We start from the raw sequence: 25900 nt of genomic DNA, 5'->3' as shown, positions 1-25900 counted from the left end.
CCTGCCATTTATACTCAGCTGTTTTCTTCTCCCTGCCGCGGGGTGCGGTAGTTCTCATACGAGGTGGACTTTGAAGATCCTGGTCTGCATGAAGCAGGTCCCGCAGAAAGACGCTCCGCTCAAGCTGAACGAGAGCGGCAAATGGATTCGTGAAGACGTCAGCTACGAAGTCAATGAGCCCGATGCCTACGCGCTCGAAGAGGCTCTGCGCCAGAAAGAAAAGCATGGCGGCGAAGTTGTCGTCATCACGGCCGGGCCCGCGCGTGCCCAGCAGGTGCTTCGCGAAGCCCTCGCCAAGGGCGCCGATCGCGCCATTCATCTCGAGGACGATAAGTTCACCGGGCTCGACGCACTGAATACCGCCAAGGCCTTCGCCGCCGCCATCAAGGACGAGCAGTTCGACCTGATCTTCACCGGCTTACAGTCAGACGATTACGGCTATGCTCAAACCGGCGTCATCATCTCCGAACTCCTTGGATGGCCTCACGCCACCATCATCATGCAGATCGAGTCGAAAGATGGCGGCATCCGCGTGAAGCGTGAGCTCGAGGCAGGCTTCTTCCAATTTGTTGAAATGCCGATTCCGGCCGTGCTCACGATCCAGTCCGGCATCAACAAGTTACGTTATGCAACGCTCATCGGCATCAAGCAGGCGAAGAATAAACCGCTCCGTAAAGTAACTTGGGCGGAAGTCGAAGGTTCAATCGGGCAAAACCTTCAGCAGATCCAGCGCCTCTATATACCTCAGAAGACGAAGAAGACCGAGCTGCTGGAAGGTCCGCCGGCGGAAATCGCCAAGAAACTGGCGGAGAAGCTGAAGAACGATATCAGGGTTCTGTAACATCCTTCAGCGGTTCGGTCCGGAGGAACTCATGGATGTTGTTCGGATCACCGCTGGAGACAGTACCAGCAAGTTTCAACGGGCTGCGCTCGTCCTTCGTACCATCGGCTGGTTGAGCATCGTTTGGGGATGCATGATCTCGATCTGGATCTGGATGGGCGAGAAGGCGGGTTCGCAGCTCTGGTTGTGGTGGACCTTGGGGCAATTCGCGTTTGGCGGCATCTGCCTGGGAGCAGCGGGCGTGTTGCGGGCGCGGGCTGCCGTATATGCCGGACGTTCCGATCTCGAAGAGCGGGGCGGCCGGGCAGCATAGGACGAACATCGATCTGTGTCGGACTTCACAGAACTCCGTGACCGCCTGTCACAGAATCCGCGTTGGAGGAGACTTATGGCCGTACCTGTGGTCTCAGACAATTCGGAACAGCGTCGTGAAACCGGTCTGAGCCTGATCGTCATCGGCGTCATGCTCTGGTGCTTCGACGCACTCGTTTTCTTCATGCTGCCTTCCGGCACGAAACTCGGTTACCAACGACCTTTTGCGATCATCATCTTGACGGTTTTGTTTGCCGGGCTGGCAATGGTCGGACTCGGCCTTCATCTACGCCGGGAGTAGTTGGGATCAGTCGTGCCGCGGTCGATGCATTCGCCGCGGAGCAGTTAAATTTGTTTCGCGGACGAATACATCATGATTCTTGTCATCATCGAGCAGCGCGAAGGTAAGCTGAACCGCGTCTCCTACGAAACCATCACCGCCGCACAGGCCATCTCGGCCGAAATGAACTGGCCCATTGAGGCGGCCGTGCTCGGCAGCGGCATCTCTGGCATCGCTTCGGAAATCGCTGCCAAGAAGCTCCAGAAGGTGTACGCGGTCGAGAACAACTTGCTCGAACCCTACACCCCCGACGGCTACGTTGCCGCCCTCAAGCAGCTCATCACCGACAAGCAGCCCAAGCTCGTCCTGATGCCGCACACATATCAGGTCCGCGACTTTGCCCCGCAACTTACGACGGCACTGGGACGCACGTTGATCAGCGACTGCACCGGGTACCGCAAGGAAGGTGATGGCCTCGTCTTCACCCGCCAGATGTTCCAGGGCAAGTTCGCGGCCGACGTCGCCTTCACCTGCGAAGCTCCATGGTTCGCCACGTTCCAGGCCGGCGCGTTCCGCGGTGATCAGGCCCAGGATGGCGGATCCGCTGCGCCCGTCGAAACCGTGAACGTCAACATCGACGCCGCTTCCATCCGCAACAAGCCGGAAGCGCCGTTCAAGGAAGCCAAGCAGGCCGTCGATCTGACCCAGGCGGAAATCATCGTGGCCGTCGGACGCGGCATTAAGGAACAGAAGAACATCGATCTAGCCAAGCAACTGGCTGATGCTCTCGGCGGAGAGATCGCCGCATCGCGTCCGATCTGCGACGCCGGTTGGCTGCCCATGGATCGCCAGATCGGTTCCTCGGGCCAGACCGTTTCTCCCAAGCTCTACTTCGCGCTTGGCATCAGCGGTGCCATTCAGCACATTGTCGGAATGAAAGGCTCGCGCGCGATCGTCGCCGTGAACAAGGACGCCGAAGCGCCGATCTTTGAAATTGCCGACGTAGGTGTTGTCGGCAACCTGTTCGATATCGTTCCGCCACTTATCGAGGAAGTAAAGAAAGCGAAGGCTTAGACCGAATAGTCCCACATCTGCCTGCCGCAGGTGTGGGACTGCGCCGCTAGTCTTCTTCCCAATCGGCGGGAGGGAGCGGCACACCCCATATATTCTGCGGTTTTTCCAGTTCGATCCCGACCTTCAGCGGATTATCCGGCGCCACGTACACCACCCGCGCGAGCGCGCTCTTGCTGGTGATGTACACCGTCACCTTTATGTGCGATCCAACCGGCAGAGGGTCCACGATCATGATCAGTGCGCCATGCAGGTTCACCACAGCCGTCGTGCCTTTCAGTGGATGGCCGAAATCTCCCTCCACCTCAATCGACACCTGTAGCGGCACGCGCGTACTCCTCCGGAGATCCGGGAATGTTTTCAGTTCGGGTGTCATTGCGCATAGAGTACTACTCGGAAACGCAAACGAATACAGGCAGTCACGTTAGCCGGACGCCAAGAAACGCCCCCTTCCACTCCCTACATCTCCACAAATACGCTCGGATGTGACATACAACATTGCGCACTGCCTCTCCGATTTTGATAATCTCCCGGTGCTATCTGGCCGACTACTGCCGATTCTGCTCGCGGTGACCTCTCTGGTCGCATATGCCCAGAACAAACCGATCCGCTCCGAGGCCCCGCGCAAGTCCGTCCAGATTCAGCGACTCGATTTACCCTCAATCAAAATCGACGGAAACCTCACCGAGCCTGCTTGGCAGCGAATAGCCCCAATTACCGACTTCATCCAGACCACACCCGATCTCGGCCAGCCCGTCAGCGAGCGCACCGAAGTCCGCATCTTCTACGACGAGAACAATATCTACTTCGGCTTTACGTGCTTCGACCGCGAACCGGAGAAGATCGTCGCCCGCCTCGGCGCGCACGATGGCGTCACAGGGTCTGACAGCGTCAACATCTTCATCGATACCTTCCATGATCGTCGTACCGGATACTTCTTCAGCATCAACTCGCGCGGCATTCAGTTCGACGCACTCGCTAATGAAGGACGCGGCGATGGATTCGAAAGCTACGACGAAACCTGGGATGGTATCTGGCACAGCGCGGCCACCCTGCACGACTGGGGATACTCCGTCGAAGTGGCCATTCCCTTCAAGTCCATCCGCATTTCCAGCGCTGCCAATCAGGATTGGGGCATGAACGTAAGCCGCGACATCGTCCGCAAGAACGAGAGCGCGTATTGGGTTCCGGTGACTCGCTTCGACGGCGTGATGAAGCCCTCGAAGGCCGGCGATATGACCGGACTCGAATCCGTTCGCGTCGGACGCAACCTCGAAGTAATCCCCTTCTTCAGCACCGGCTATCGACGCGCGTCGTGGACACCCGAACTCGACGGAGCCAAAGGAACCGCGGGTGTCGACGTGCGCTACGGACTCACGGCCAACCTCACCGCGGTTGGCACGCTGAATCCAGACTTCGCCGACACCGAAGCCGACGAGTTCACTGCACAGATCTCCCGCTTCGAGATCTTCTTCCCCGAGAAGCGTAAGTTCTTCACCGAAGGCGCCAACTACTTCGAGACGCCGATGAAGCTCTTCTTCTCGCGCCGCATTGGTTCCGTGCTTCCCAACGGCGAACCGCAGCGCATCCTTGAGGGCGGCAAGATCACTGGACAATCCGGCTCATGGACGATCGGTGCACTTCAGGCGCTCACGCAGGAAGAGACCTACGTCGATCCGCAGGACGGCCAGCAGAAGATCGCTCCGGGCGGTTTCTTCGGCGTCATGCGCGTCCAGCGCAAGATCTTCGAGAAATCCGCTGTCGGACTGATTAGCGTGAACCGCATGCAGAAGCCGGGCAGCGTGGGACAGCGCGAGAGCTCGCACGGTGTCGATCTGCACCTGCTCAAGGGCGAGAACACCAACTGGAACTCGCAGTTCATGGTGAACCTGAATTCGGCGAATCCCGGCGTTGACTGGCAACACGTGGGCTTCCAGTCGGAATTCGAATACAACACCGAAAGCTTCGAATACGAGACGGGCGCGAAACTGCTTGGCCGAAAGACCGATCTGAGCCATACCGGTTTCGAGCCGGAGGTTGACCGCTGGTCGGGATGGATGGGCGCGGAATATAAGCCCTTCATCAACCGATTCGGCATTCGCCAGATTTTCACCGGAGTGAACTACGACGAGGCGAACAATACCAGCGGCGCACTGGAAGACTCCGGTGCTGACGTCTGGACTTACGCGCAACTAAAGAACTTCTGGACCGTGCGCTTCGAGCACCGGTACGATCGCGTTCGCTACAACCAGTTCACTTCCGACTTTCAACCGGTCGACTGCGCGACCAGGACATCACTGTGTCCGACGCGCATTTACACCACGCCACAATGGAAGTTCGAGCTCGAAACCAACCGGAACCGGGCGGTGTATCTACTGTTTCGCCACGAGTGGGGAAAGACCGCGCAGTTCGAGGAGTTTTTCTACGGCCACCACAAGACGTATGAACTGCGTTCGAATATCCGGCTCGGAGGCAAAGCACGCCTGGAGGCCGGCGCGGTGCGGGTGCGCGAATGGCTACACACCGGCCAGTTCTATCAGAATCGCGATTACCTGATCTCGCGGCTAACGTACCAGTTCACGCCGAAGATGCGCGCCAGGGTTCTGACACAGTACTTCCAGGACCGGCACGGCCACAACGTCAGCGTAAATTCCCTCTTCGCCTACGACTTCACCGCCCGCAGCGCCCTGTTCGTCGGCTACAACCGCCAGAAGAATTCTCCGCTGGACCGCTCGGCACTGGGCGACTACTTCTACATAAAGACGTCGTACCTGTTCGGGTTCTGATTCGTTTCAGGGGGGACCCCCTCCCCCCTGTTTTGCCTTTATATAAGAAAACAAAGCGGTTACACGTGCGACGGGCTCTACATATATGATTCCAAAGGATTTATAAGCCCTTTGTTTTCATATATGGAGAATCTGTATATGAAAGCAAAGGAGTTACACGGCGCATATATGAAAACAAAGGAGTTAGAAGAGGCCAGTCGTTAGTCCTTAGTCGTTGGTTATCGGCAAAAGCTCTCCTCCTGAAGAGTCGGTGGTGACTAGAGGGATTCTTCCCCTTCCGCTTCAAAACCCAAGTACAGAGGTTCTTCGGCTGCACCTCAGAATGACAAAACAAAAACAAAATTTGTCTTCACCACCTACATTTTCAGGATAGCAATTTGGGAGTGGGCATCATGCCAAGGTTTTGAAATTAATTTTGCGAGTGTTTTCAGTGAGATGCAGGGAAAAGGGTGCGGTGACCCCCTTGACACGTTTCGGAGAGGGTTGTGCCGAAATGGGAAAGAGCAATTGGTAAGTTGGTGATTTGGTAATTGGGTAATTTGAAAACAACTGGCTGCCAGCATTTGCGTTAGCTCTGTGGTGGGGTGAGTCCGCCTGACCCCACCCTTACGCCGCTCCGCGGCTAAAGGATGGGGCACCCACCGAGCTTAACGTTCTTGTTTGACCGCGCCACCCGCACATTTCACTTACACAGCAGCACGATCTTGCCGGTAACTCCGCCTTTACCGAGTAATTCGTGCGCTTGTCTTGCTTCCACCAGCGGAAGTCTTCTTGCGATGATCGGCTTTATCTCGTGCCGGGCAAGCAGTCCAAACAGAGTCGTCAGGTCATCCCGAAACTGCTCAGGCTTTACCCGCTTCAACGTCTGGATGCTGTACGGGACTACGCGCTTGCGGCCCGGGAACAGATATCCCGCGGCGATAAACACGCCAAAGATGGCCAACGCACGGTAAGGATGGCGTCCGCCGGAACGGCCCGACGCTAATCGTCCGCCGCTTAACTCTCCAGTGAGGCCGTAGGCGACGACGGTTCCTCCGCGGCGAAGGGCTTTACGCGAAAGCCAGATGTGCGTGCCGCCAAGACTTTCGTAAACGACATCTACTCCGGGCGGCGTGAGTTTCTGGACTTCCTGAACGAAGTCCTGCGTGCGGTAATCGATCGGAACGCCACCAAGCTCAGATACCGTGGCCGCTCCTCGCGACGAACACGTGCCGTACATCTCAAGGCCGACAAGGCGTCCGAGCTGCAAAAGCGCGGTGCCGACTCCGCCCGAAGCGCCGTGAATCAGCACGCGTTGGCCGGCACGGACCGGTGCGGAACGATGCATCATCTGGTAGGCGGTGATGTAGTTCAGCACCAGGCTTACGGCCTCGGCAGGATCCAACCCGGCGGGCACCGCAACCAGTTCACTTCCTTTCAGGCAGAGAAACTCCGTATAAGCGCCGCTAATTGGCATGGCCGCGACCGTGCCGCCAACTTCGACGCCAGATACGCCTTCGCCGAGTTTATCGACGACACCAACCAGGTCCCAACCAGGTGTGTAAGGAACGCGCGGAGTTTCAGGGTGAATACCCTCGCGGGCCATGACGTCGGGGAGAGAAACACCGGCAGCCAGCACACGCACCCGGACTTCACCGCGCTTCGGTTCGGGACAATCTTCCTCTATGACTTGAAGCGCATCGGGCCCGCCGTAATGCGTTACGACGATTCGGGTGTTCTTCACAAAACGGTGTTGCTTCGCAGAGCATACCGCCGGGGGTGATTAACGCAACGAATTTTTGAAGGGCTCATCTAACTCCACCCTTGCGCCAAAAGAAGGCTAAAGGGTGGGGCACCCACCGAGTCTGCGTTATTGTTTGGCTGGGCCAGCCGCGATTCTTAGAAATCCGATGAAATCATGAATAGATATTCCGATTAACACAACCGCCCAAACAAGAAGGATCAGTGGCGGAAGGATCACAAGGGCTATCCCAAAGTTAATTCCGCCGAAATGCATCCACAGTCGCGATTGCTGATCGGTAATGGCACAGACAATAGCGCCGATTCCGAAGCCGAACAGACCAACTGCCACTGCCAGCTCTCTGAACCAATCAGGAAATTTCAACAGGCTCTTTCCTTGCTTTCTCAGCTCAATTTCAGTGACCACGAAGTACCAAAATAGTGCAATGCTTAAAACAAGAATTAACCCGAACACAATTATTCCGAGGATCAGCGGTGCTCCACCCTCGGGTGATAAGTATGGACTTGCGTGTTCAAGCAGCCAGAGAATGGGGTACCAAGCAAAGACAAGAGGAATGTTTACCGCCCTGATTATGCGTTCTGTGGGTGCTACATAGGTTTGATAAATCGTAAGGCTCTCCCAATGTTTGGCCCACAATAAAACCAGCACCGCTAACACCTGGACAATTGGAACTATGAGTTTTAGCCGTTTGTACATTGATCTGTCTTCGATTTGTGGCACCTCAATCACTGTCGCCGCTTGGTAGCGCCTGAGACGAGAGGGCACAGCACAGGATAACGGGACAGTGAGAAGGACGGATGTGATACAGATCTCAGGGTGAGAGTTCGTCTAACCCCACCCTTACGCCAAAAGAAGGCTAAAGGGTGGGGCACCCACCGAATCAACGTTATTGTTGCCACGCGTCGTTAGGTGGCCACCAGCCGATAGCAGCGGATTCCACTTCACGGCTTGATGTAATGGAGAACATCCAGAATCACCGGCTCACCGAAGACAAGCCCCTGTTCATTCATTGCTTGTTTGAACTTGGGGACAAATGCATAGTAGGTTTCGCGATCTCTCCAAACAGTAACAGTGAAAAATTGTTCGCCTTCTCCAATACCAGCATGAAACAACAGCCCATCAGGCACCGCGACTGGCGTACCTTGACTCCAACTTGCCCTGTACTGTTCGGCAGTTATCGCAGGTGGTCGATACACAACAGCGACCGGCATATAGCACCTCTACCAAGTCTGTCTTCTGTCTAATGTCCGTTCAGACTATAGCTGAAACGGGAATTTAGGGATTTGGGTTGCCGTTGTGGAAGTGGGGCAGTTTCCGTCATCACGCATTTCGGGGAGCGGGCCCATTGCGGTGCTTCGCACCGCCTCTGACAGATGTTTACGCTCGATACCCCGGGTTACGCGCGTAAAGAACACGCGCTCCACCCGGGGCTAATGAATGACGTCCGCTGCGCGAACTGGTGCAGTGGTGAGACGGAAGTGTTTTGCTTTTCTCAGGCGAATGCAAAGACAAAGGCGCGGACAAGAGTGTCTGGCCCAAACAGAAACAAGGTCACAGAATCCCTACCTGCCGGCGTTATGGCAGGACTTCCGCCCGCACCTCGATTTCGGCCATGGCGCGCTGGCGTGTCTCTTCCAGGTCGCTATCGAGTGCGGAGAGCACCACGTCGCGCAGTTCGCGGACGCTCATCAGGCGCGGCAGGTACACGAATGTGGCTCCGAGCTTGTAAAGGTTCTGGGCCTCGGCGAATTTTTGCGAAGTCACCACGGTTTTGGCCGTGGGGGAAAGCCGGCGTAACTGCCGCAGGAGCCGGTGGTTGGTGGTTCCCTTCAGCAGCATGTCGGGGATGGTGCTCACCAGCACCTTGGAGTTGATTACGTGGGCATGCAGCAGGGTGTCGAGGTGGCCGATGTCGCCGTACACGCACTCGATGCCACGCCGGTCGAGTTCGTGCTTCACCTCTGGGTTGAAATCCACGACCGAGATACGCTCAGCCAGCGCCGGATTGACGGCAAGCAGTTCGTGCAAAAGCGAGCTGGCGTCCTGGGCGAAGCCGAGGAACAGGATTTCCTTGCTGTGCTCGCGCGAGGCCTCTCGCCGATCTTCATCGAGATCGCGCATGCCGAGTTTTTTCAACACTGGACGCAGCGCCACGTAGATCTCATGGTTCTTCATGATGGCGTACGTGGAACCGACCGCGGTCAGCACCAGCATGTACACAATGACCGTGAGCAGACGGTTATCGATGTGTCCGCTGGCAACGCCGAGCGCGCAAATGACGAGTGAGAACTCGCTGATCTGCGACAGATTAAGCGCGGGAATGAAACTCGTCCGCATGCCCATTTTCAAGGACGCGAGAACGGGCGTAACCGAGAGAAAGCGGGAGAGCACCAGGAATCCGCTGGCGCCGACGGCAGTGAGGAAGATATCAGTGGTCGGGCGCGGAATACGCGCGCCGAGCGTAACGAAAAAGAGCGTGATGAAGAAGTCGCGAAGGCTGACGACCTTGGCGATTACGTCCATGTTGTAGGGGAAGGTGGAAATCGAAACGCCGGCAATGAGTGCTCCCATCTCGCGCGAAAGTCCGAGCCTGGCCGCGAGCATGGAGATGCCGAAGCACCAGCCAAGCGCGCCGATCACCATGAGTTCCGGCAGTTTGGCGATGGAGCGGAAAAGGACCGGCAGTCCGAACCGGCTGACGAGAAGGCTGAAGCCAACGAGCCCGACACCCTTGACCACCGAAAGAGCAATTGGCACCACGGACGGATTCGCAAGATTTGTTTGCAAGCCAAGAAAGAGAATGGCCCACAAATCCTGGAAGACCAGTACCCCGAGCGTGATGCGCCCGGCAACCGTATCGAGTTCGAATTTGTCGTAAAGAAGCTTTACGACAATCATGGTGCTGGAAAGCGCGGCGGCAACGGCGAAGTAGATGGGCGCGTAATTGCCCTGGCCGAAGCGGAAGCCGAGCAGCGGCGCGACCAGCAGACCTAGCCCGAAGCAGATGACAAACTGAGTGAGTCCGGTGACGCTGACGGCCGCGCCTGCCTTCTTCAGCTTCTTCAGATCGATTTCCAGGCCGATCATGAACAGCAGAAGGATCAAGCCGAGTTCGGAGATCTCTTCGATGTCGCGGGTGGAAATCCAGCCGAGGCCCTCGGTGGGTCCGATCACCAGTCCGGCGGCCATGTAGCCAAGCACCACGGGCTGGCGCAGCAGTTTGGCCACAAAAGCGAAGATGGTGGCGGCGACAATGGCAATCGCGATTTGGGCAACTATGTCGGCGTGCATGTGCACCGGTCCTGGATCAGGTTGTCTGCTTCGGCGGAACCGTGGTGCCGCACTGCGGTGTGGGAACGAACGGCGACACGAGCACGCAGAACCGTACTGGTGCCGCTAAAAGCGCCAGAATCGATTTGGAATAGCGCCCCACGGAGCAACATCTTACACCGGCAGCAACTCCGGACAAAGACTGCGTTATTCGTAGCGGAGAGCTTCGATGGGGTCGAGATTGGCGGCGCGAATTGCCGGGAAAAGTCCGCTGAGAATGCCGACGAACGCCAGAATGGAAGTGGCAATCAGCAGGATGTTTGGCGCCACCACAAGCGTGATATCGGCGGCCTCGGCGTTCTTGGCCAGCGCGCTGTACAGGGTGAGTCGGCCGACGCCGAAGGAGACGATGTAGGAGAGCAGGACTCCGATGATGCCGCCCACGGCGGTGATGACCATGGCTTCGGCGAGGAATTGGAAGAGGATGTCTTTCTTGCGGGCGCCAAGAGCTTTTTCGACGCCGATCTCGCGCGTCCGCTGCGTAACGGAGACGAGCATGATGTTTGCCAGTCCGATGCCGCCGATGGCGAGGGTCAGCGTGCCGATGAAGGTGAGAAGTAGCTTCAAGCCAAAGATGATGATGTTGAACTGATCGAGCTGCTTCTGCGCGTCGCGGATGAAGATGGCGCGCTGATCGTCGACCTTGAACTGGTGCGCAGCGGCGAGTGCTTCGCGTATCGACTGCGTGAGCTTGTTGTGGTCCATACCCTCGAAGTCGAGCCAAATGCCACCGACGTAATAGATGTCCTTGAGCGCACCCATCGAGTTGTATGGAATGTAGACGACCCGGTTGATGTTGTCGTCGCCCTCCTGCATTCGCGCAGCCATTACGCCGACCACCTCAAACGTGACACCGTTGGCGCGGATCGTCTGGCCAATGGCGTTCATGCCCGAGAAGAGTTTCGTTTTCGCCTCTGCGCTAATGACCGCGATCTTGGCACGTTGGACGTTATCTTCATCGTTGATCCAGCGTCCTTCTTCGACTGTCATGTTCCAGATGGTGATAACTGACGGATCGACACCGCGCACCGGAAATGGGAACGAACGGTTCCCATTCTGCACCGTGGCTTGCATCCCGTTGGTCCGCGCAACGTGGCGAACGAGCGGTGCGACGTTGCGTATCATCTCGACGTCGGCATCGGTGAAGCGAATCGGAACTCCGGCTTTGTTTCCACCCGCTTCCTGCGAGGTGCGGCCCGGGAAAATCCCAACGGAGTAAGCGCCGAAGCTTTCGAAGATGGTGTTGATGGCGCGGCCGAAACCATTGCCATAGGCAAGCAGCAGCACCACGGTCGCGATGCCCCAGGCCATGCCGAACATGGTGAGCAGGGTCTTGCGAAGATCGTGGCGCATAGCGCCGTAAGCCTGTTGTAGAAGGTCGCGATGCATGGCTATTCCTTACGCAAGGCCTCCACAGGTTCCAGAAGGGCGGCACGACGCGCGGGATACAAACCGGCGACGGTTCCCGCGACTCCGAGCGACAACACAGCCAATGCAGCGGTCATTGGAACAAGCTTCGGTGGATCGAAGCCCGCGGCAGGATTGTTGCCGAAGAGTCCGGTGAGCCCTGCCATCACACCGGCGGCGCAGAGGATCCCCAGGCCGCCACTGAGCAAGGTTAGAAACGCTCCTTCCACGAAGAACTGGAACATGATGCTTCGGTTGGTAGCGCCGACTGCCTTCCGCAAACCGATCTCCTTGGTGCGGTCGGCAACGGCGACAAGCATGATGTTGATGATGCCGATGGCGCCCAAAGCCAGTGTCACCAATCCGACGCTGCCGAGGAACATGTTCATGGCGTCGAAGATCTTTCCGACGGTGTCCACGGTCTTGATGGTGTCCCATTCGTCGAAGGAGTCTTTGTTGGTGTAATCGAATCCGTGATTGCGGCCGACAATCCGGTGGATCTGCTCTTTCGCGCTCTCGTGCAGGTCACGCCGACGCGGCTGGTAATTCATCATCGAGATCGGGTCGATGGTGTCGCCTACGTTCGTGGGCGGAAAGAGCATCTTCATCGTATTGAAGGGGACGATACCGAACATATTCCGGTTCGTGTTATCGCCGCGTCCAATGCGCTGGACGGTACCAATGACGAGGAAACGAGCACCGTTCAGAAGAAGCGTGTTGCCAATGGCGGGACGGCCCGGAAACAGAACGCGTTTGGTTTCGTCGCCGATGACAATGACGAGGCGCTTTTCGGCGTTATCGGCTTCGGTAATCCAGCGGCCCTGGTCGATGGGGAAATAGCGGATCTCGTTGAACTTCGGGAGAGTTCCGGTGATCCCCGGGCTGCCATTGGCGTAGTCGCTGACGGCACGGAGATCGCCGCGCTGAATGACGGGGACTGCGTCGCGAACGTCGGTGGCTTCGTGCAGAACGTCTTCGTAGTCTTTCCAGGTCAGGTAGTACTGACGCAGAGCGGTGAAGCTGCCGTTCATGGCCGGAGCACGTCCGCCCCAGAGGAACAGCACGTTTTCGCCCAGCGATTCGAACTGCTTTCGGTTGCCGCTGCGGAAGCCCTCTCCGAGGCCGACGAGCAGAAGGAGCGAGAAAACGCCCCAGGCAATTCCGAACATGGTGAGGAACGAACGAAGCTTGTGCGCCCAAAGGGTTCGGAGCGTTTGTCCGAAAATGTCGAAGAGTATGCGCACGTGTATCTCTAGGATACCGGAGTTCATCCTTAAATACGCCGCCAACGCCCAGGTTGTTCCGGGATTTCGTCCCTAAAACGAAAAAGGTGGGCCCTAGCCCACCTTATCGAACTAAATCGGATTACCGAGTGCCAATGGGAATTTCAACGTTCGCTTCACGAAGGAAACGGGCGGCCTCTTCCGGAGGAGTCGGGTTGATATAGAAACCGGTTCCCCACTCGAAGCCCGCGGTCTTGGTCAACTTCGGCATGAACTCGACGTGCCAATGGTAGTGATCGTTCTGAGCGTCCTGCAGCGGCGAGGTGTGAAACACCATGTTGTACGCAGGATTATCGAGAACGAGATCGGCCTTGTTGAGCAAAGTCTTGATGGCACGAGCGAGATTCTCGTACACGCCCGACGATGAATTCTCGAATCCGGATTCGTGCTGCTTCGGAAGGATCCAGGTCTCAAACGGGAATCGGGGAGCGAACGGCGCGATGGTGACGAAGTCGGCGTTCTCGTCGACGACACGAATACCGTTGTCAATCTCCTGCCGGATGATGTCGCAGAAGACACAGCGCTCCTTGTAGATGTAGTACTGCTTGGCGCCTTCCAGTTCCTCGACGACCTGCTTGGGGAGAATTGGCAGGGCGATCAGCTGTGAGTGACTGTGCTCAAGGGATGCACCGGCGGTTTCGCCATGGTTCTTGAAAATAAGGACGTACTTGAAACGCCGGTCCTTCTTCAGGTCGACGATGCGGTCGCGAAACGCCCAGAGCACGTCCTCGATCCGCTTCTCGGGTAATTGCTCGAGGGTAGCGTTATGGTCCGGCGTCTCGATGATGACCTCATGCGCGCCGAGGCCATTCATTTTGTCGAACATGCCGTCGGCCTGCCGGTTGAGGTTTCCCTCGATACCCAGCGCGGGGAACTTATTGGGAACCACGCGGACGGTCCATCCGGGAGTATCTTTCTGGGCCGGCGGTCCGCCGTTCTGACTAGGCCGGTAGGCTAAGACTTCCGGAGGTGTCTTCGATTCGTTTCCATAGCAAAATGGGCAAAATCCGCCCTTGTTCTGTACATCTTCGCGCACGAAATCCGTCGGGCGCTTGGCCCGATCGGTGGAAATAATCACCCAGCGTCCGACGATGGGGTCTTTTCTTAATTCTGGCAATGAAGGGTCCTCTCGCTCTGTCCTTATTGCATATTACGACATTGGGAAGGCGTCTTTGAATAGGGTGAACTCAGGTGTCCCGGATTCGGTGTTGCGGTAGAGACTGACTACGTCGAAACGCACAGGCGGAACCTCTTTCAACTTTCGCAGGTAGGTCCGTGCGGTGGCTCGCAGCGTGGCCTGTTTTGGAGCATCTACCGCAGCTTCGGCCGGGACGAACGAGTGCCTGCTTCTTGTCTTCACTTCCACGAAACAGAGCTCTTTTCCGTCCCACGCGATCAGATCGATCTCACCCCGATGACGCGGAGAGCGGAAGTTACGAGCTACGACGACATATCCCTGTTCACGTAAAAAGAAGTAGGCCGCTTCTTCCCCAAGCTGTCCAGTAACCAGATGCGCTGGTTTTTCGGCAGGATGCGATTTCCCGTTCTCGAGCCGGAAAAACGCGTCCAGGAGCCGCAAAACAGCGCGTGTGAATCTGCCCTTCACGAGGTGCAATCTAACGTAGTTGTGACCAAACCGCTGTGATGTGCAAACCTGAAGCCGTTGTGTCCCGGAGGTAAACTGCCATCATGCTTCGCGCCATAGTGGTTCGCTCATTGCTGGTTGTCTGCGTGCTTTCCGCATTCGCGGCGGCGCAGAAAAGAGAGATTTCCTGGTCGGACCAGGAACGACCGATCGTGGAAAAGATGCGCACGTTGCGGAAGACGTCTGATGAAGTTCGTGGCGGCGTGACGAGGGCCCTGGCGCGCGAGGTGCGCGCACTTGCTGCCGGGGAAAACAAGGTGATGCTGGCAACCAACCTCGCTTCTCTTTCGACGGAAGGCGATTTCGGGATGGAGACTCTGCAGGAGGTGGCAAACACGCTGGCCGGCGCGCTGCGTGAAACACCGCAGCCCGATAAGGATGGCGAGCCTTCCTATTCCTATACGGCGCTGGCGCAGTTGGTGAGGTACGAAGGCGTGCACACCGACCTTCAAGTTCCGCAGTACGCGGCGGCAATGGCCAGGCTCGAAAAGGCCGACGAGGTTCGCGCGAATCTCGACTTCACGCTAACGGACCTGGAAGGCAAAACGTGGAGTCTGAAGGCGCTGAAGGGGAAAGTTGTGGTGGTGAACTTCTGGGCGACCTGGTGTCCGCCGTGCAACAAGGAACTTCCGGATATGCAGGCACTTTATGAACAGCACAAAGACAAGGGTTTGGTTGTGCTGGCAATTACCGATGAAGATAGGGCAAAGATTGTTCCGTTCGTCGAGAAGCGGAAGCTGACGTATCCGATCCTGCTGGACAACGGACGCAAAGTAAACGACGCATTCCAGATCGACGGAATTCCGAAGACGTTCGTTTATGACCGGCAAGGAAAACTGGTCGCACAAGCGATCGATATGCGCACGCGCGACCAGTTCAAAAGAATGCTCGCCAAGGCCGGGGTGCAGTAGCACCCCTTCTTCCCTTCCTTTACTTCGAGGCCTCGCTTCCCACGAGGCGCTCCACTTCGGCCATTTCCTTGGGAATCCCGACACTCAAGATTTCCGCCTCGCCGTCGGTGATCAACACCGTATCTTCGATGCGGATGTGGAGTTGCTTGTCGGGGAAGTCGATGATGGGTTCGATGGTGACGACCTGCCCTTTCTTCACCGGGCCTACCGGACGCTTCACGTCGTGGGTAGACAAGCCGACGAAATGTCCGGGAAAACGGGATCCGAAATAGCCACTCTCGAGCCCGGCCTGCTCAAATACTTTCCGACCGGCAGCACTCGCATCTTCATACGTGTTGCCCGGCTTCAACATGGCAATGATGGCTTTTTGTGCGGCGAGTCCAACCTGGTACCACTTCGCTTGTTCGGGAGTGAACTTTCCGCTCACGCTGAAAGTGCGCGTGATGTCCATGGCCAGGTGATGGAGATCGGCGCCGAAATCGAAGACGACGATTTCGTTGGGCTGCATCTGCTTACGGTTTTCGAAGTAGTGCCAACGATTTGAGTTCGCGCCGGAGCCAACGATCGCAGGATAGGCGACACCTTGTGCACCGTTCATGGTCATCCAGTACCGGGCCTCGGCTTCGACCTGATACTCGAACATGCCCGGTTTTGCTTTCGCCATGGCTCGACGCAGAGCTTCGGCACTGATTTTTCCATTCTTGCGAAGGATAGCGATCTCCTGCGGCGTTTTGATATTCCGCATTTCGTCGACGATGCCAGTGAAGTCTCTGAGTTGAAGTCCAGGAAAACGCTCGGCTAGTTTCTTCAGTGCGGAACGATCACCCGGCGTTGGATCGCCAAGCGGATGCGAATACTGTTTCGCATAATCTCCGGCAGTTTCTGTGCGCGCGCCATCGACTTCATCAGGGAAGCCTGCACGTACCCACAGTTCGCGCGCCGCTGGGTCGCCGAACATTCCGCCCATGATGCTTTCGAAATCGTGCAGCGGAAATATTTGGGAATAACCGTACGCCTTACGTTGTGCTTCCGGTAATCCCAGAAGATTGGGGCCACTGAGGCTGATTTCCCGAGCGGCCTGGATCGGCTCAAACAGAATGCTATGGCCAGTCTCGTTGTTCATCAGCAGAATGGCGCCGGGGTCCTGCAAACCCGTGAAGTAGTAGAAGTCGTTGTCTTCGCGGTAGGTCAACTGTTCCGGTTCATTGATGCGCGCCCAGAGCAGCGTGTAACCGGTCTTCAACTGTTTGCCGAGTTCCGCGCGGCGACGGGCGAACTCCTGCGGGCCTCCGAGTTCGTTCATGGCCTGCAAGTCAGTGAATTGCGCAAAGGCAGCGGAACTGGATATCAAGAGCAAGAAGACAGCGAGCAAACGTCGCACGATTCCTCCAAAATTTGTTGAAAGATGGCGGAGCGAGTGTAGAAGGGAAAACGATAGTTAGCAAATTTCCGAGACTAACACCGCGATTTCATTAACCGGTGTTGTGCAATCCGGCGGCGATCCCGTTGATCGTGGCTGCCAAGGCGTAGTTCAAGTCATCGCTGGTGTCGCCCGCGCGCTTGCGGCGCAACAACTCAACCTGCACCAGACTCATGGGATCTACGTAAGGATTACGGAGGCGAATCGAGCGCTCGAGCACCGGGTTCGTTTCCAGCAAGCGCTGTTGTCCCGTCACTTGCAGCACCATGCGCAGCGTGCGGTCGAATTCTTCGGTGAGCATGGCGAAGACGCGATCACGCAGGTCACGGTCTTCGACAAGCTCGGCGTACAGGCGCGCGATGCTGAAGTCGGCCTTTGCCATACCGATTTCGATGTTGCGAATCATGACGTGAAAGAGCGGGAACTTCTGCATCATCTCGAGCAGCAAGGCCGGATTGGCGTCGTTGGCCAATGCGAACTTCTCCAGCGCATAACCGACTCCGAACCAGGCCGGAAGTCCATTGCGGCTCTGCATCCATCCGAAGACCCAAGGAATGGCGCGGAGATCATCGAGGCTGTGGCTGGTCTTGCGACGAGTGGGCCGTGATGCGATCCGCGCGTGCTCAAGTTCATTCACGGGCGTCGCCTGCTCAAAGTACGGGATGGTGTCGGGATTTTCAGCGATGTTCTCCCGATAGAACTGAAACGCGATTTCCGACATCACTTCCATCGCGGCGTCCCATGCTTCGTGGCGAGGCATCTCGGAGTTGCGCAGAGGCGAGAGCGCCTCGATCGACGCCGCTGCCATGAGTTCAAGATTCCACTCGGAGAGAACCATGTCCGAGTACTTCCAACTCATGACTTCGCCCTGCTCGGTGATGCGTATTTCCCCGGTGAATGCACCGGGCGGCTGGGCGATGATCATGGAATGCGTAGGTCCGCCGCCGCGTCCGACGGTACCGCCACGCCCGTGGAAGAGACGGAGGCGTACGCGGCACTCAGTCGCCACCTGATGCAGTGCACGGTGGGCCTTGTAGATCTCCCACGTACTGGTAAACATGCCGCCATCTTTATTGGAGTCGGAATAGCCGAGCATGATCTCCTGGCGACGGCCCCAGGAGTCGAGCAGGACGGAATACTCGGCCGAGGTCCACAGCCGTTTGCAGATGTCGGGACAGGTGCGCAGGTCTTCAATGGATTCGAATAACGGGACCGGCATGATGCCGGGATCGGTGTCGGTTGAGCCTTCGGCCTTCGCGCCGGCAATTCGCGCAAGACGAATGACATCGAGCACATCCTGCTCGGAGCGCGCACCGCTGATGACGTATTGACGTATGGCCTCAGGTGGGAACTTCGTCTTCAGTTCGGAGACGACGCGCAGCGTTTCGAGGACCTCATGCGATGTATCGGAAAGGGACTCGAAGCTGCCCAGCGTCGAGCCGACTTCTTCTATCGCCTGTCTGTGTATGCGCGCGTGCTGGCGAATGTCGAGCGTGTGGAGATGAAATCCGAAGGTCTCAATCTGGCGCATGAGCGGGTCAAGAACCCGTGATGCGAGCCGCTGCGCACCATTGGCGGCAAGGCTTTCGTAGATGAGATGCAGGTCTTCAAGAAATTCGTGGTGCTCGCGGTATGCGTCGTTGTGGTCTGGATTGTACCGGCTGTGATGGAGTCGCCAATGGATGTATGCCAGAAAACGGCGGTACTTTTCGGCCTCGGGATAACGCAAGCGATCGAGCTCAATTGCGGTGATGTTCTGCTCGTACCGCAGTAGAGAATCTGCGAGGGCCGTTGAGATCGGAGTCTGGAGAACCGAAATGCTCATCCGCGGATAAAGCGAGTCGAGTTGCGAGAGATAGAAGTCGAGGATGAGATTTCTCGCCATCGACAGCGCTTCGGCGGTGCAGCCTGAGGTCACGTGAGGATTGCCATCACGATCGCCACCGATCCAGGATCCGAAAGTGAAGATGGTCGGAAGGTCGCCGGGATCAACGTCGACGCCATAGACATCTCGGAACGAGGTCGCGATCTCCTGGTAGAGACGCGGAATGGTGTTCAAGATCGAGATCTGGTAGTAGTCGAGACCCATGCGAATTTCGTCCGCAACGGAGGGCTGCTTGCGGCGAACTTCGTCGGTCTGCCAGAGCGCGGTGATTTCGCCAGCGATGGCGAGTTCACGTTCGGCGGCGTAGCTTTCGGTGAGCGGGAGCGAGTCGAGTTTCTGGAGTTCGTGCGCGATGCGGCCGCGAGCCTTGAGGACGGTTCTTCTAGCAACTTCCGTTGGGTGGGCGGTGAAGACCGGCGTGATGTGGACGCGGTGGAGAAGTTCCATCGCCTGCCCGAACCAGACTCCCGCATCTTTCAGGCGCCGCAAGGTTCCACGAAACGAACCGGGCATGGGCGAGTGTTGCGTCTCGAGCATGCTGGCCCGACGGCGGCGCTTGCGGTGGTTGGTTTCCGCGAGGTTGGTGAGTTCGAAGTAGATGGCGAATGCTTTGGTAATTTTGTGAGCTTCGGCGAGATTGAGTTGCGCGATGAGTTCGCGAGCTTCTCCGGTGAGTTTCTCTCGGGTCGCACCGGGCTGTGCTTCTTCGCGCTGGCGGGTGAACAATTCGCGCAGGCGCTCAACCTTGGTGAAAAGCTCGTCTCCCTCCTGCTCCTTTAACACGCGGCCGAGCAGCACGCCAAGCGAGCGCACATCGCGTCGCAAAGGCGCGAGCTTGAGCTCAGGGTCGTTGCTGATCAGTTCCAGCAACCGCACCGATTGCTGTTCAGGCTTCCAGAGAGGTTCCGTCGACATTGAAGCTTGCCCCACCCAACCTATGGTAAATGTGCGCTCCCTAAAGACACGAACGCCCGGCTTGTGACCGGGCGGTTCGTGCTCCTGTACTGCTGGGTAAAAGGGGCAGTGCTATGCGCCTACGGGCTGGCCAGCTTTGCTGCGAGTCCCGTGGTGCTCTTTCTCGACAATGCCGATGCACTCTTCGAGGATGTCGAGAGCGATGTCGGCTTGTTCTTTGGTGACGATAAGTGGCGGGCAAATACGGACAGCCGAGGGGCCTGCGCCCAGGATCAGCAGTCCGCGCTCGAACGCCAATTCGGTGACGCGATCACGCTCCGGACCAGCATACGCTTTCGTCTGCTTGTCTTTCACGAGATCGATTCCAATCATGAGGCCGCGGCCGCGGACGTCGCCAACCAGTTCGTGTTTCTTCGGCCACTCCGCAACGCGCGCCATGATGTAGCTGCCGACTTCGGCTGCGTTCTGGATACCTTCGCGCTCAAGAACGTCGAGCGTGGCGAGTGCGGAAGCGATGGCTACGGGATTTCCGCCGAATGTGGAAGCGTGCGATCCGGGCACCCAGTCCATGATCTCGGCTTTCGCCATCAGGACGCTAAGCGGCATGCCGGAGGCGATGCCCTTCGCGATGGTGATCATGTCGGGCTCGACACCAGTGTGCTGGACGGCCCACATCTTGCCGGTGCGTCCGCAGCCGGACTGAACTTCGTCGCACACGAGCAGGATGCCGTGCTTGTCGCAGATTTTCCGCAGTTCCTGCATGAAGATGGTTGGTGCAACTACGTATCCGCCTTCGCCCTGGATGGGCTCGACGAAGATCGCAGCGACTTCTTCCGGCGGCAACACGGTTGTTAAGACCTTTTCTTCGATGAAGCGCGCACAGCCGAGAGCGAACTTCTCCGCTTCCTGCGTGCCGCCGACGCATCCGCGATAGACATCGGGATAGCGCACATGGTGTACGCCCGGCATGAACGGAGCAAACCGGCGCTTCTGCTGCGGCTTGGAAGCGGTGAGCGAGAGCGCTCCCATGGTGCGTCCGTGAAACGCGCCGTAAAAGGCGATGATATTCGGCCGCTTGGTGTGATAACGCGCCATCTTGATCGCAGCTTCAATGGCTTCGGCACCGGAGTTCCCGTAGTAGAAGCGGTGAGGTCCCTTCATCGGCGCCAGCTTCGACAGGCGCTCGGCGAGGGTGACCATGTTCTCGTAATAGAAGTCGGTGCCGGACATGTGGATGAGTTCCGCCGACTGCTTCTGGATGGCGGCAACGACTTCCGGATGGCAATGCCCGGTGGAACACACGGCGATGCCAGCGGCGAAATCGAGGAACTCGTTTCCGTCAACGTCTTCAATCATTACGCCGCGGCCACGCTTGGCAACGAGCGGATAGGAACGGGTGTATGACGGCGAAATGTACTTCTCGTCTCCCGCGAGCACGCGCTTGGCGTTCGGTCCGGGGAGTGCGGTGCGAATGTTGGGACCGGCTTGAGTGATGGTGGTCGGCATGGACTTTCTCCTGTTCTTCTGCTGGGGCGCATACGCGCGAGAATCGGTGCTCAATGAGCAGGAACAACGCGCAAATCAGGAGGGGGACTTAGTCGCAGCCGAACAGATTGGGGCGCTGCTTGGAGGGGATAAACTTCAGGCCCACGCGAGGATAGCTCACGATCAACCGCAGCCTGCAAGGCGGCGCCGCCTGTAAACCAGTGCGGAATGTGGCCATCAGCTTCATCACTATTGATTATAGCCCGACTCCTGAGATGCCGTAACCCCCTGAGTCGAGTTCCGTGTAGCCGCTTCGCAGGCAGACCAATGATTAGCGGCGGCATCTTGTTATCAGGACTTCAAACAGGAGAGATTTCCAATGGACCCACTCGACCGAGTACTCGACCAGACACAACGTATGCCGAAGTTCGTTGATCCGGCAACGCATGCCGTTCTTGACCATCTGACGACTGCCGCTTTCATGATCATGGCCAGCTTCTTCTGGGGACGACATCGTCGCGCGGCTGCAACGGCGTTGATTAACGGATTGATGGTGATGGGCATGTCGATACTGACGGATTATCCCGGTGGACTGAAAAAGCTGAGTTTCCGCACGCACGGTAAAGGCGATGTGCTGCAAGCGCTGGCTGCCGCCGGATTACCGAACCTGCTCGGCTTCAGCAACGAATCCGCTGCACTTCCCTTCCGGCTTCAAGCGTTGAATGAAGCATTGGTGATTGGAATTACCGATTTCGACAGCGAACAAGCACGCGCGCAGGAATACTCGGAAGCCGCATAAACACACATGAGCGGGCGAATTCGCCCGCTCGCATTAACTTCTCTGCATCCGTCACCGATTCTGGCCCATCTATTCTGCTATTGTTCCAACTTCGATTTCATGACGCAGTCCGAACAGCATCGTTGGCGAGTACTGCTCGCGTTCGCCCTGGTTTATGTGTTCTGGGGCTCCACGTATCTCGGCATCGGGATCGCGGTGAAGTACGTGCCGCCATACGTGATGACCGGCGTTCGCTTCGTGATTGCCGGCGCAGTCATGCTGCTTTACTGCTGGCGGACTAATCGCGGCATTCGCGTCACTCTTCCGCAACTTGCAAAGCTTAGTTTGATTGGCGTACTGCTGCTGAGCCTGGCGAATTCCCTGCTGGCATGGGCGGAGGTCGTCGTACCCACAGGACTGGCAGCACTCATCGTTGCGATTACTCCGCTGTGGTTCCTCGTAGTGGACAGCTTCGCGTTTCGCGGAGACCGACCAGGCGGAAAAGGCTACATCGGTCTGGCGCTTGGGATCGTCGGCATCGGCGTTCTCCTGTGGCCCAAGCTAATGTCCACCACGACTCTCGGGCGCAAGCAGTTTTACGCCGCGAGCGTCCTGATGTTGGGATCGCTTTGCTGGTCGATTGGCTCGGCACTGTCGAAGCGGTGGCAGAAAGAGATTGACCCGTTCTCCGCGAGCGGATGGCAGATGACCATCGCGGGACTGGTGAACCTTGGCATCGGAGCCGCATTCGGAGAGTTCAAAGACGCACACTGGACACCACAGGCAATTGGAGCTGTGGCCTACCTGATTGTCTTCGGCTCGTGGGTTGGATTCAGCGCATATATCTGGTTGCTGCAGAATGTGTCGATGTCGAAGGTGGCAACGTACGCATACGTGAATCCTGTGGTGGCGGTGTTCCTGGGATGGATTGTTCTTCACGAACGCGTGGACGCATACATCCTGGCGGGAACGGCGATCGTGGTGATCTCCGTGGCGCTGGTGACCCAATCTAAAGTGAAACGCCGCGCTGGCCGCGCAGAAGAAACCCTGCCTGCCTGCGAAGCGAGCGCAGATTAACATGCACGGCACTCATAAACCACGCGTGAAGATCTGCTGCATCAGCAGCGTGGAAGAAGCCGAACTCGCAATTCGCTATGGGGCGAGCGCACTCGGGCTGGTTTCGAAAATGCCGAGCGGGCCCGGCGTTATTGATGAAGAGCTGATCACCGACATCGCCGCACGCGTGCCACCCGGGATCGCTACGTTCCTGCTTACGTGTGCAACAGAGACTGACGTCATTGTCGAGCAGCAGCGTCGGACCGGCGTAAACACTATTCAGCTTGTCGATCGAGTCTCGGCCAGGGTTCATGGCGAACTTCGCCGTGCACTGCCCGGTATCGCGCTGGTGCAAGTGGTGCATGTAACGGGAGAAGAGTCGGTTCAGGAAGCCGTAGAGGCAAGCGAGAGCGTGAATGCGATCCTGCTGGATTCCGGCAATCCTAATCTGAAGGTGAAAGAACTCGGGGGCACCGGCCGCGTTCACGACTGGACGCTAAGCCGGCGTATCCGCGAGGCAATCAACGTACCGATGTTTCTGGCAGGTGGACTGAATGCACAAAACGTCGCGCAAGCGGTACGCGACGTGGCACCTTTCGGACTGGACATCTGTAGCGGAGTAAGGATGAACAGTAAGCTCGATGAAGCGAAACTCGGCCAGTTTATGAACGCCGTTCTATGTAGTTAAAAACCTGCGGCTTTCGAGAACTACTCCAGAAAAGCGACGGACTGCACTCCGCTGACTTCAAAACGCTTGCGGCAGCGAACATTCTTACAGGCAACCAGGTCGTCTTTCCGCACCATGTAGGAACGCGCTTTTGCGAACTTGGCGCGATCGCGCTCATCGGCACGCCCGGGAAGCTGCTTCTTTTTGCGACGAACCATCCATCCCAGCTCGTACTCGGCTTCCTGCCGGCAGTGGGGACAGATGAGATTGGTTTTCCGTGTTTCCGGCTTCTCGTCGTAGAAATCGCGCTCTTCCATTGCCGATTCGCTCCAGTTCGATTTTAATCTAGCCAAGTTAGGAGCATAGCCCGATGGCGAAAAAGAAGGGTAGAAAAAAGGTATTCACGGCGGAAAAAGCGGTGAAATCAGCGGCCCGGAACGTTATCGGATCCCCGCCTCCGACGAAACGAGAGGTTCCCCGCACGAAGCGCGCTACGGAAAAACACAAACCTACCCTCGGAAGCCTACTTTCTCAGGACGAGTAGTCCTCTATTCCCGGTTATTCCCGATTCCAAAACGGGAAATTTTTCCTACGGTTTTATTCCCTTTAACTTCGTTTTTCTTCGTGTTTTTAGCCGAAATAGCCTGTAATGAACCTGGACATGGAAGTCTGGTGAATTTCGAAGTTTGGAAAAATTTTTTCCTGATACTTCACGTTCACATTACTTTGGTTTAGACTTCCGGCCAAAGTAGTTTGACAGGTTCTGTGGCATTTGCTCCGCGTTCCGATTTGGAACTCGGTTCATACCTGTAGACTACCCAATTTAAAACAACAAAAACGGCCAAAAAGGCCCGAAAAGTACAGAAAAAGTACCGAACTCAGGAGAGAGAATCGTGAAGAATCTATTGCGCGCTACGGTATTAACCCTCGTCACCGCAGGCATCCTGTCAGCAGCAGTCGCCCCCAAGAACGTACAACCGGTATCACCGAATGCCTCGCCGATTCCGTGGTGCGATCCTGGCACGCCGCACTGCCAATTGATCCCCTAGTTATCGGGGGGGGCCGGTTATGAACCGGATATAGAACATTACCCTGGTACTAGTACTGGGATGAAATTTGTCTTGCGATAGGGCACGTAAGTAGGTATTCTCCGCAAGTCGGCGCATTCTTGCACCCTAAAATAGCGTCGTCGCGGACCAGCCTATGATACGTGCCTTAATGCTTAGCTTCTGGACGGCCTCCTGGATCGTGTCACTGGTCCTAGTGGCCTTTGTTTTCAAGAAGAAGCTGAACCGCGACTACCCTATTTTTACTGCTTATCTGGTGGCCCTTACGGCTGCCGATATTCTGAATTTCGTTCTGAACTTCATCTCCTATAAGGCCTATTACTATTGTTATTGGACCAGTGCGGCCATCATTACAGCGCTGGGCTTCTCGGTCCTGCACGAGGTCTTCCGGCACGTTTTCCGGCCCTACGAGCAGCTTCGGACCTTCGGCAGCACCCTTTTCCGGTGGTCTTCGCTGGTACTGCTGATGATCGGCTCGGTGATGGCGCTGAGTTCATCGCCTGGTACGAACAACCCGATAACCAGCTTTATCCTTACCATTGATCGCAGCGTCAGCTTGATGCAATGCGGACTGGTGGTGTTCCTGTACATGTTCTCCCGCCAGCTTGGCCTGACGGATGCCCATCGGGTGTTTGGAATTGCCATCGGCTTCGGCCTTACAGCCGGAAGCCACCTTTCAGTGGTCACATTGCGTTCGCTCTTTACCGGCGTTACTAGTGGCAACGTGCTCAACACCTTGAACCAGTTTGCGTACCTGGCGGCTGTCAGTCTCTGGCTGGTTTACATGTACCGGCCGGAACCGGAACGCCGCAGCGCCTCGGTGTTGGAACAGCCGGAGTCCTGGAACTATGCCCTCACTGCCGCAGCGAACGGCAATGGTGGCGCAGCGTTCCTGCCAAACGTGGTCGATACGGTTGAGAAAGTCCTGACCAAGCGCGCCACGCACATCACCAGCGAGTTCAAACACCGCTAATCCTTTTTTCTACCTGGAACATCCGAATGGCGCCGGTGTGCGCCTGC

At 57.1% G+C, this 25900-nt stretch carries 24 protein-coding genes; 11 read left to right on the top strand and 13 right to left on the bottom strand.

Annotated elements, in window-relative coordinates; translation table 11 throughout:
- The first annotated feature begins 70 nt into the window (after window positions 1–70).
- The 4 genes from VN577_23525 to VN577_23510 all read left to right on the top strand — a co-directional run bounded on the left by VN577_23525 (window position 71) and on the right by VN577_23510 (window position 2507).
- Window positions 71–841, top strand: a complete 771-nt coding sequence (locus tag VN577_23525; protein HWR17820.1) for an electron transfer flavoprotein subunit beta/FixA family protein — start codon at window positions 71–73, stop codon at window positions 839–841.
- A gap of 31 nt (window positions 842–872) precedes the next feature.
- Complete coding sequence (locus tag VN577_23520) at window positions 873–1154, top strand: hypothetical protein (protein ID HWR17819.1); 282 nt, start codon at window positions 873–875, stop codon at window positions 1152–1154.
- A 75-nt stretch (window positions 1155–1229) separates the two neighbouring features.
- Window positions 1230–1454, top strand: a complete 225-nt coding sequence (locus tag VN577_23515) for a hypothetical protein (protein ID HWR17818.1) — start codon at window positions 1230–1232, stop codon at window positions 1452–1454.
- Window positions 1455–1526: 72 nt separating this feature from the next.
- Window positions 1527–2507 carry an electron transfer flavoprotein subunit alpha/FixB family protein gene (locus VN577_23510; GenBank protein ID HWR17817.1) on the top strand — a complete coding sequence of 327 codons (981 nt, stop codon included), beginning with the start codon at window positions 1527–1529 and terminating at the stop codon, window positions 2505–2507.
- Between the two features lie 46 nt (window positions 2508–2553).
- On the opposite strand, the gene VN577_23505 is transcribed toward VN577_23510, so the two are convergent.
- Window positions 2554–2880 carry a PilZ domain-containing protein gene (locus VN577_23505; protein HWR17816.1) on the bottom strand — a complete coding sequence of 109 codons (327 nt, stop codon included), beginning with the start codon at window positions 2878–2880 and terminating at the stop codon, window positions 2554–2556.
- Window positions 2881–2989: 109 nt separating this feature from the next.
- On the opposite strand from VN577_23505, the gene VN577_23500 reads away from it, so the two are divergent.
- Complete coding sequence (locus VN577_23500) at window positions 2990–5290, top strand: DUF5916 domain-containing protein (GenBank protein HWR17815.1); 2301 nt, start codon at window positions 2990–2992, stop codon at window positions 5288–5290.
- A 682-nt stretch (window positions 5291–5972) separates the two neighbouring features.
- Here the strand turns inward: VN577_23500 and VN577_23495 are convergent.
- The 8 genes from VN577_23495 to VN577_23460 all read right to left on the bottom strand — a co-directional run bounded on the left by VN577_23495 (window position 5973) and on the right by VN577_23460 (window position 14657).
- Complete coding sequence (locus VN577_23495) at window positions 5973–7013, bottom strand: medium chain dehydrogenase/reductase family protein (GenBank protein HWR17814.1); 1041 nt, start codon at window positions 7011–7013, stop codon at window positions 5973–5975.
- 126 nt (window positions 7014–7139) lie between these two features.
- Entirely contained in the window at window positions 7140–7727 is a 588-nt protein-coding gene (locus tag VN577_23490; GenBank protein HWR17813.1) for a hypothetical protein, read from the bottom strand.
- Window positions 7728–7972: 245 nt separating this feature from the next.
- Entirely contained in the window at window positions 7973–8242 is a 270-nt protein-coding gene (locus VN577_23485) for a hypothetical protein (protein ID HWR17812.1), read from the bottom strand.
- Between the two features lie 364 nt (window positions 8243–8606).
- A complete protein-coding gene (locus VN577_23480; protein HWR17811.1) occupies window positions 8607–10322 on the bottom strand; it encodes a cation:proton antiporter in 1716 nt (571 codons plus the stop codon).
- 186 nt (window positions 10323–10508) lie between these two features.
- Window positions 10509–11750, bottom strand: coding sequence for an ABC transporter permease (locus VN577_23475; GenBank protein HWR17810.1), 1242 nt, complete (start codon window positions 11748–11750; stop codon window positions 10509–10511).
- Between the two features lie 2 nt (window positions 11751–11752).
- Window positions 11753–13012 carry an ABC transporter permease gene (locus VN577_23470; GenBank protein HWR17809.1) on the bottom strand — a complete coding sequence of 420 codons (1260 nt, stop codon included), beginning with the start codon at window positions 13010–13012 and terminating at the stop codon, window positions 11753–11755.
- 121 nt (window positions 13013–13133) lie between these two features.
- Window positions 13134–14168, bottom strand: a complete 1035-nt coding sequence (galT, locus tag VN577_23465; GenBank protein ID HWR17808.1) for a galactose-1-phosphate uridylyltransferase — start codon at window positions 14166–14168, stop codon at window positions 13134–13136.
- A 33-nt stretch (window positions 14169–14201) separates the two neighbouring features.
- On the bottom strand, window positions 14202–14657 hold the full coding sequence (locus VN577_23460) for a YraN family protein (protein ID HWR17807.1): 456 nt from the start codon (window positions 14655–14657) through the stop codon (window positions 14202–14204).
- 83 nt (window positions 14658–14740) lie between these two features.
- Here VN577_23460 and VN577_23455 point away from each other — a divergent pair, with 83 nt between their 5' ends.
- A complete protein-coding gene (locus tag VN577_23455; GenBank protein HWR17806.1) occupies window positions 14741–15607 on the top strand; it encodes a TlpA disulfide reductase family protein in 867 nt (288 codons plus the stop codon).
- A gap of 19 nt (window positions 15608–15626) precedes the next feature.
- On the opposite strand, the gene VN577_23450 is transcribed toward VN577_23455, so the two are convergent.
- The 3 genes from VN577_23450 to VN577_23440 form a co-directional block, all read right to left on the bottom strand.
- The gene (locus VN577_23450; protein HWR17805.1) at window positions 15627–16988 is read right to left on the bottom strand and encodes a Xaa-Pro peptidase family protein; all 1362 of its coding nucleotides are present in this window, start codon (window positions 16986–16988) and stop codon (window positions 15627–15629) included.
- A gap of 91 nt (window positions 16989–17079) precedes the next feature.
- Window positions 17080–19827, bottom strand: a complete 2748-nt coding sequence (locus VN577_23445; protein HWR17804.1) for a phosphoenolpyruvate carboxylase — start codon at window positions 19825–19827, stop codon at window positions 17080–17082.
- A 111-nt stretch (window positions 19828–19938) separates the two neighbouring features.
- Window positions 19939–21333, bottom strand: coding sequence for an acetyl ornithine aminotransferase family protein (locus VN577_23440; GenBank protein ID HWR17803.1), 1395 nt, complete (start codon window positions 21331–21333; stop codon window positions 19939–19941).
- A gap of 358 nt (window positions 21334–21691) precedes the next feature.
- Here VN577_23440 and VN577_23435 point away from each other — a divergent pair, with 358 nt between their 5' ends.
- Genes VN577_23435 through VN577_23425 form a run of 3 tightly spaced genes read left to right on the top strand, consistent with a single transcriptional unit; the run spans window position 21692 to window position 23834 of the window.
- Entirely contained in the window at window positions 21692–22111 is a 420-nt protein-coding gene (locus VN577_23435) for a hypothetical protein (GenBank protein HWR17802.1), read from the top strand.
- A 6-nt stretch (window positions 22112–22117) separates the two neighbouring features.
- Window positions 22118–23167, top strand: a complete 1050-nt coding sequence (locus VN577_23430; GenBank protein ID HWR17801.1) for an EamA family transporter — start codon at window positions 22118–22120, stop codon at window positions 23165–23167.
- 1 nt (window position 23168) lies between these two features.
- On the top strand, window positions 23169–23834 hold the full coding sequence (locus VN577_23425) for a hypothetical protein (protein ID HWR17800.1): 666 nt from the start codon (window positions 23169–23171) through the stop codon (window positions 23832–23834).
- 20 nt (window positions 23835–23854) lie between these two features.
- Here the strand turns inward: VN577_23425 and VN577_23420 are convergent, their stop codons facing one another.
- Window positions 23855–24130, bottom strand: coding sequence for a hypothetical protein (locus VN577_23420; protein HWR17799.1), 276 nt, complete (start codon window positions 24128–24130; stop codon window positions 23855–23857).
- A gap of 576 nt (window positions 24131–24706) precedes the next feature.
- Here VN577_23420 and VN577_23415 point away from each other — a divergent pair.
- Together VN577_23415 and VN577_23410 are read left to right on the top strand one after the other, a co-directional pair.
- Window positions 24707–24862, top strand: coding sequence for a hypothetical protein (locus VN577_23415; GenBank protein HWR17798.1), 156 nt, complete (start codon window positions 24707–24709; stop codon window positions 24860–24862).
- Window positions 24863–25016: 154 nt separating this feature from the next.
- A complete protein-coding gene (locus tag VN577_23410) occupies window positions 25017–25853 on the top strand; it encodes a hypothetical protein (GenBank protein ID HWR17797.1) in 837 nt (278 codons plus the stop codon).
- Window positions 25854–25900: the final 47 nt, after the last annotated feature.

This window comes from Terriglobales bacterium, assembly GCA_035561515.1.
Classification (GTDB): Bacteria; Acidobacteriota; Terriglobia; order Terriglobales; family Acidobacteriaceae; genus DATMXP01.
This window is presented reverse-complemented; position numbering and strand designations above follow the sequence as displayed.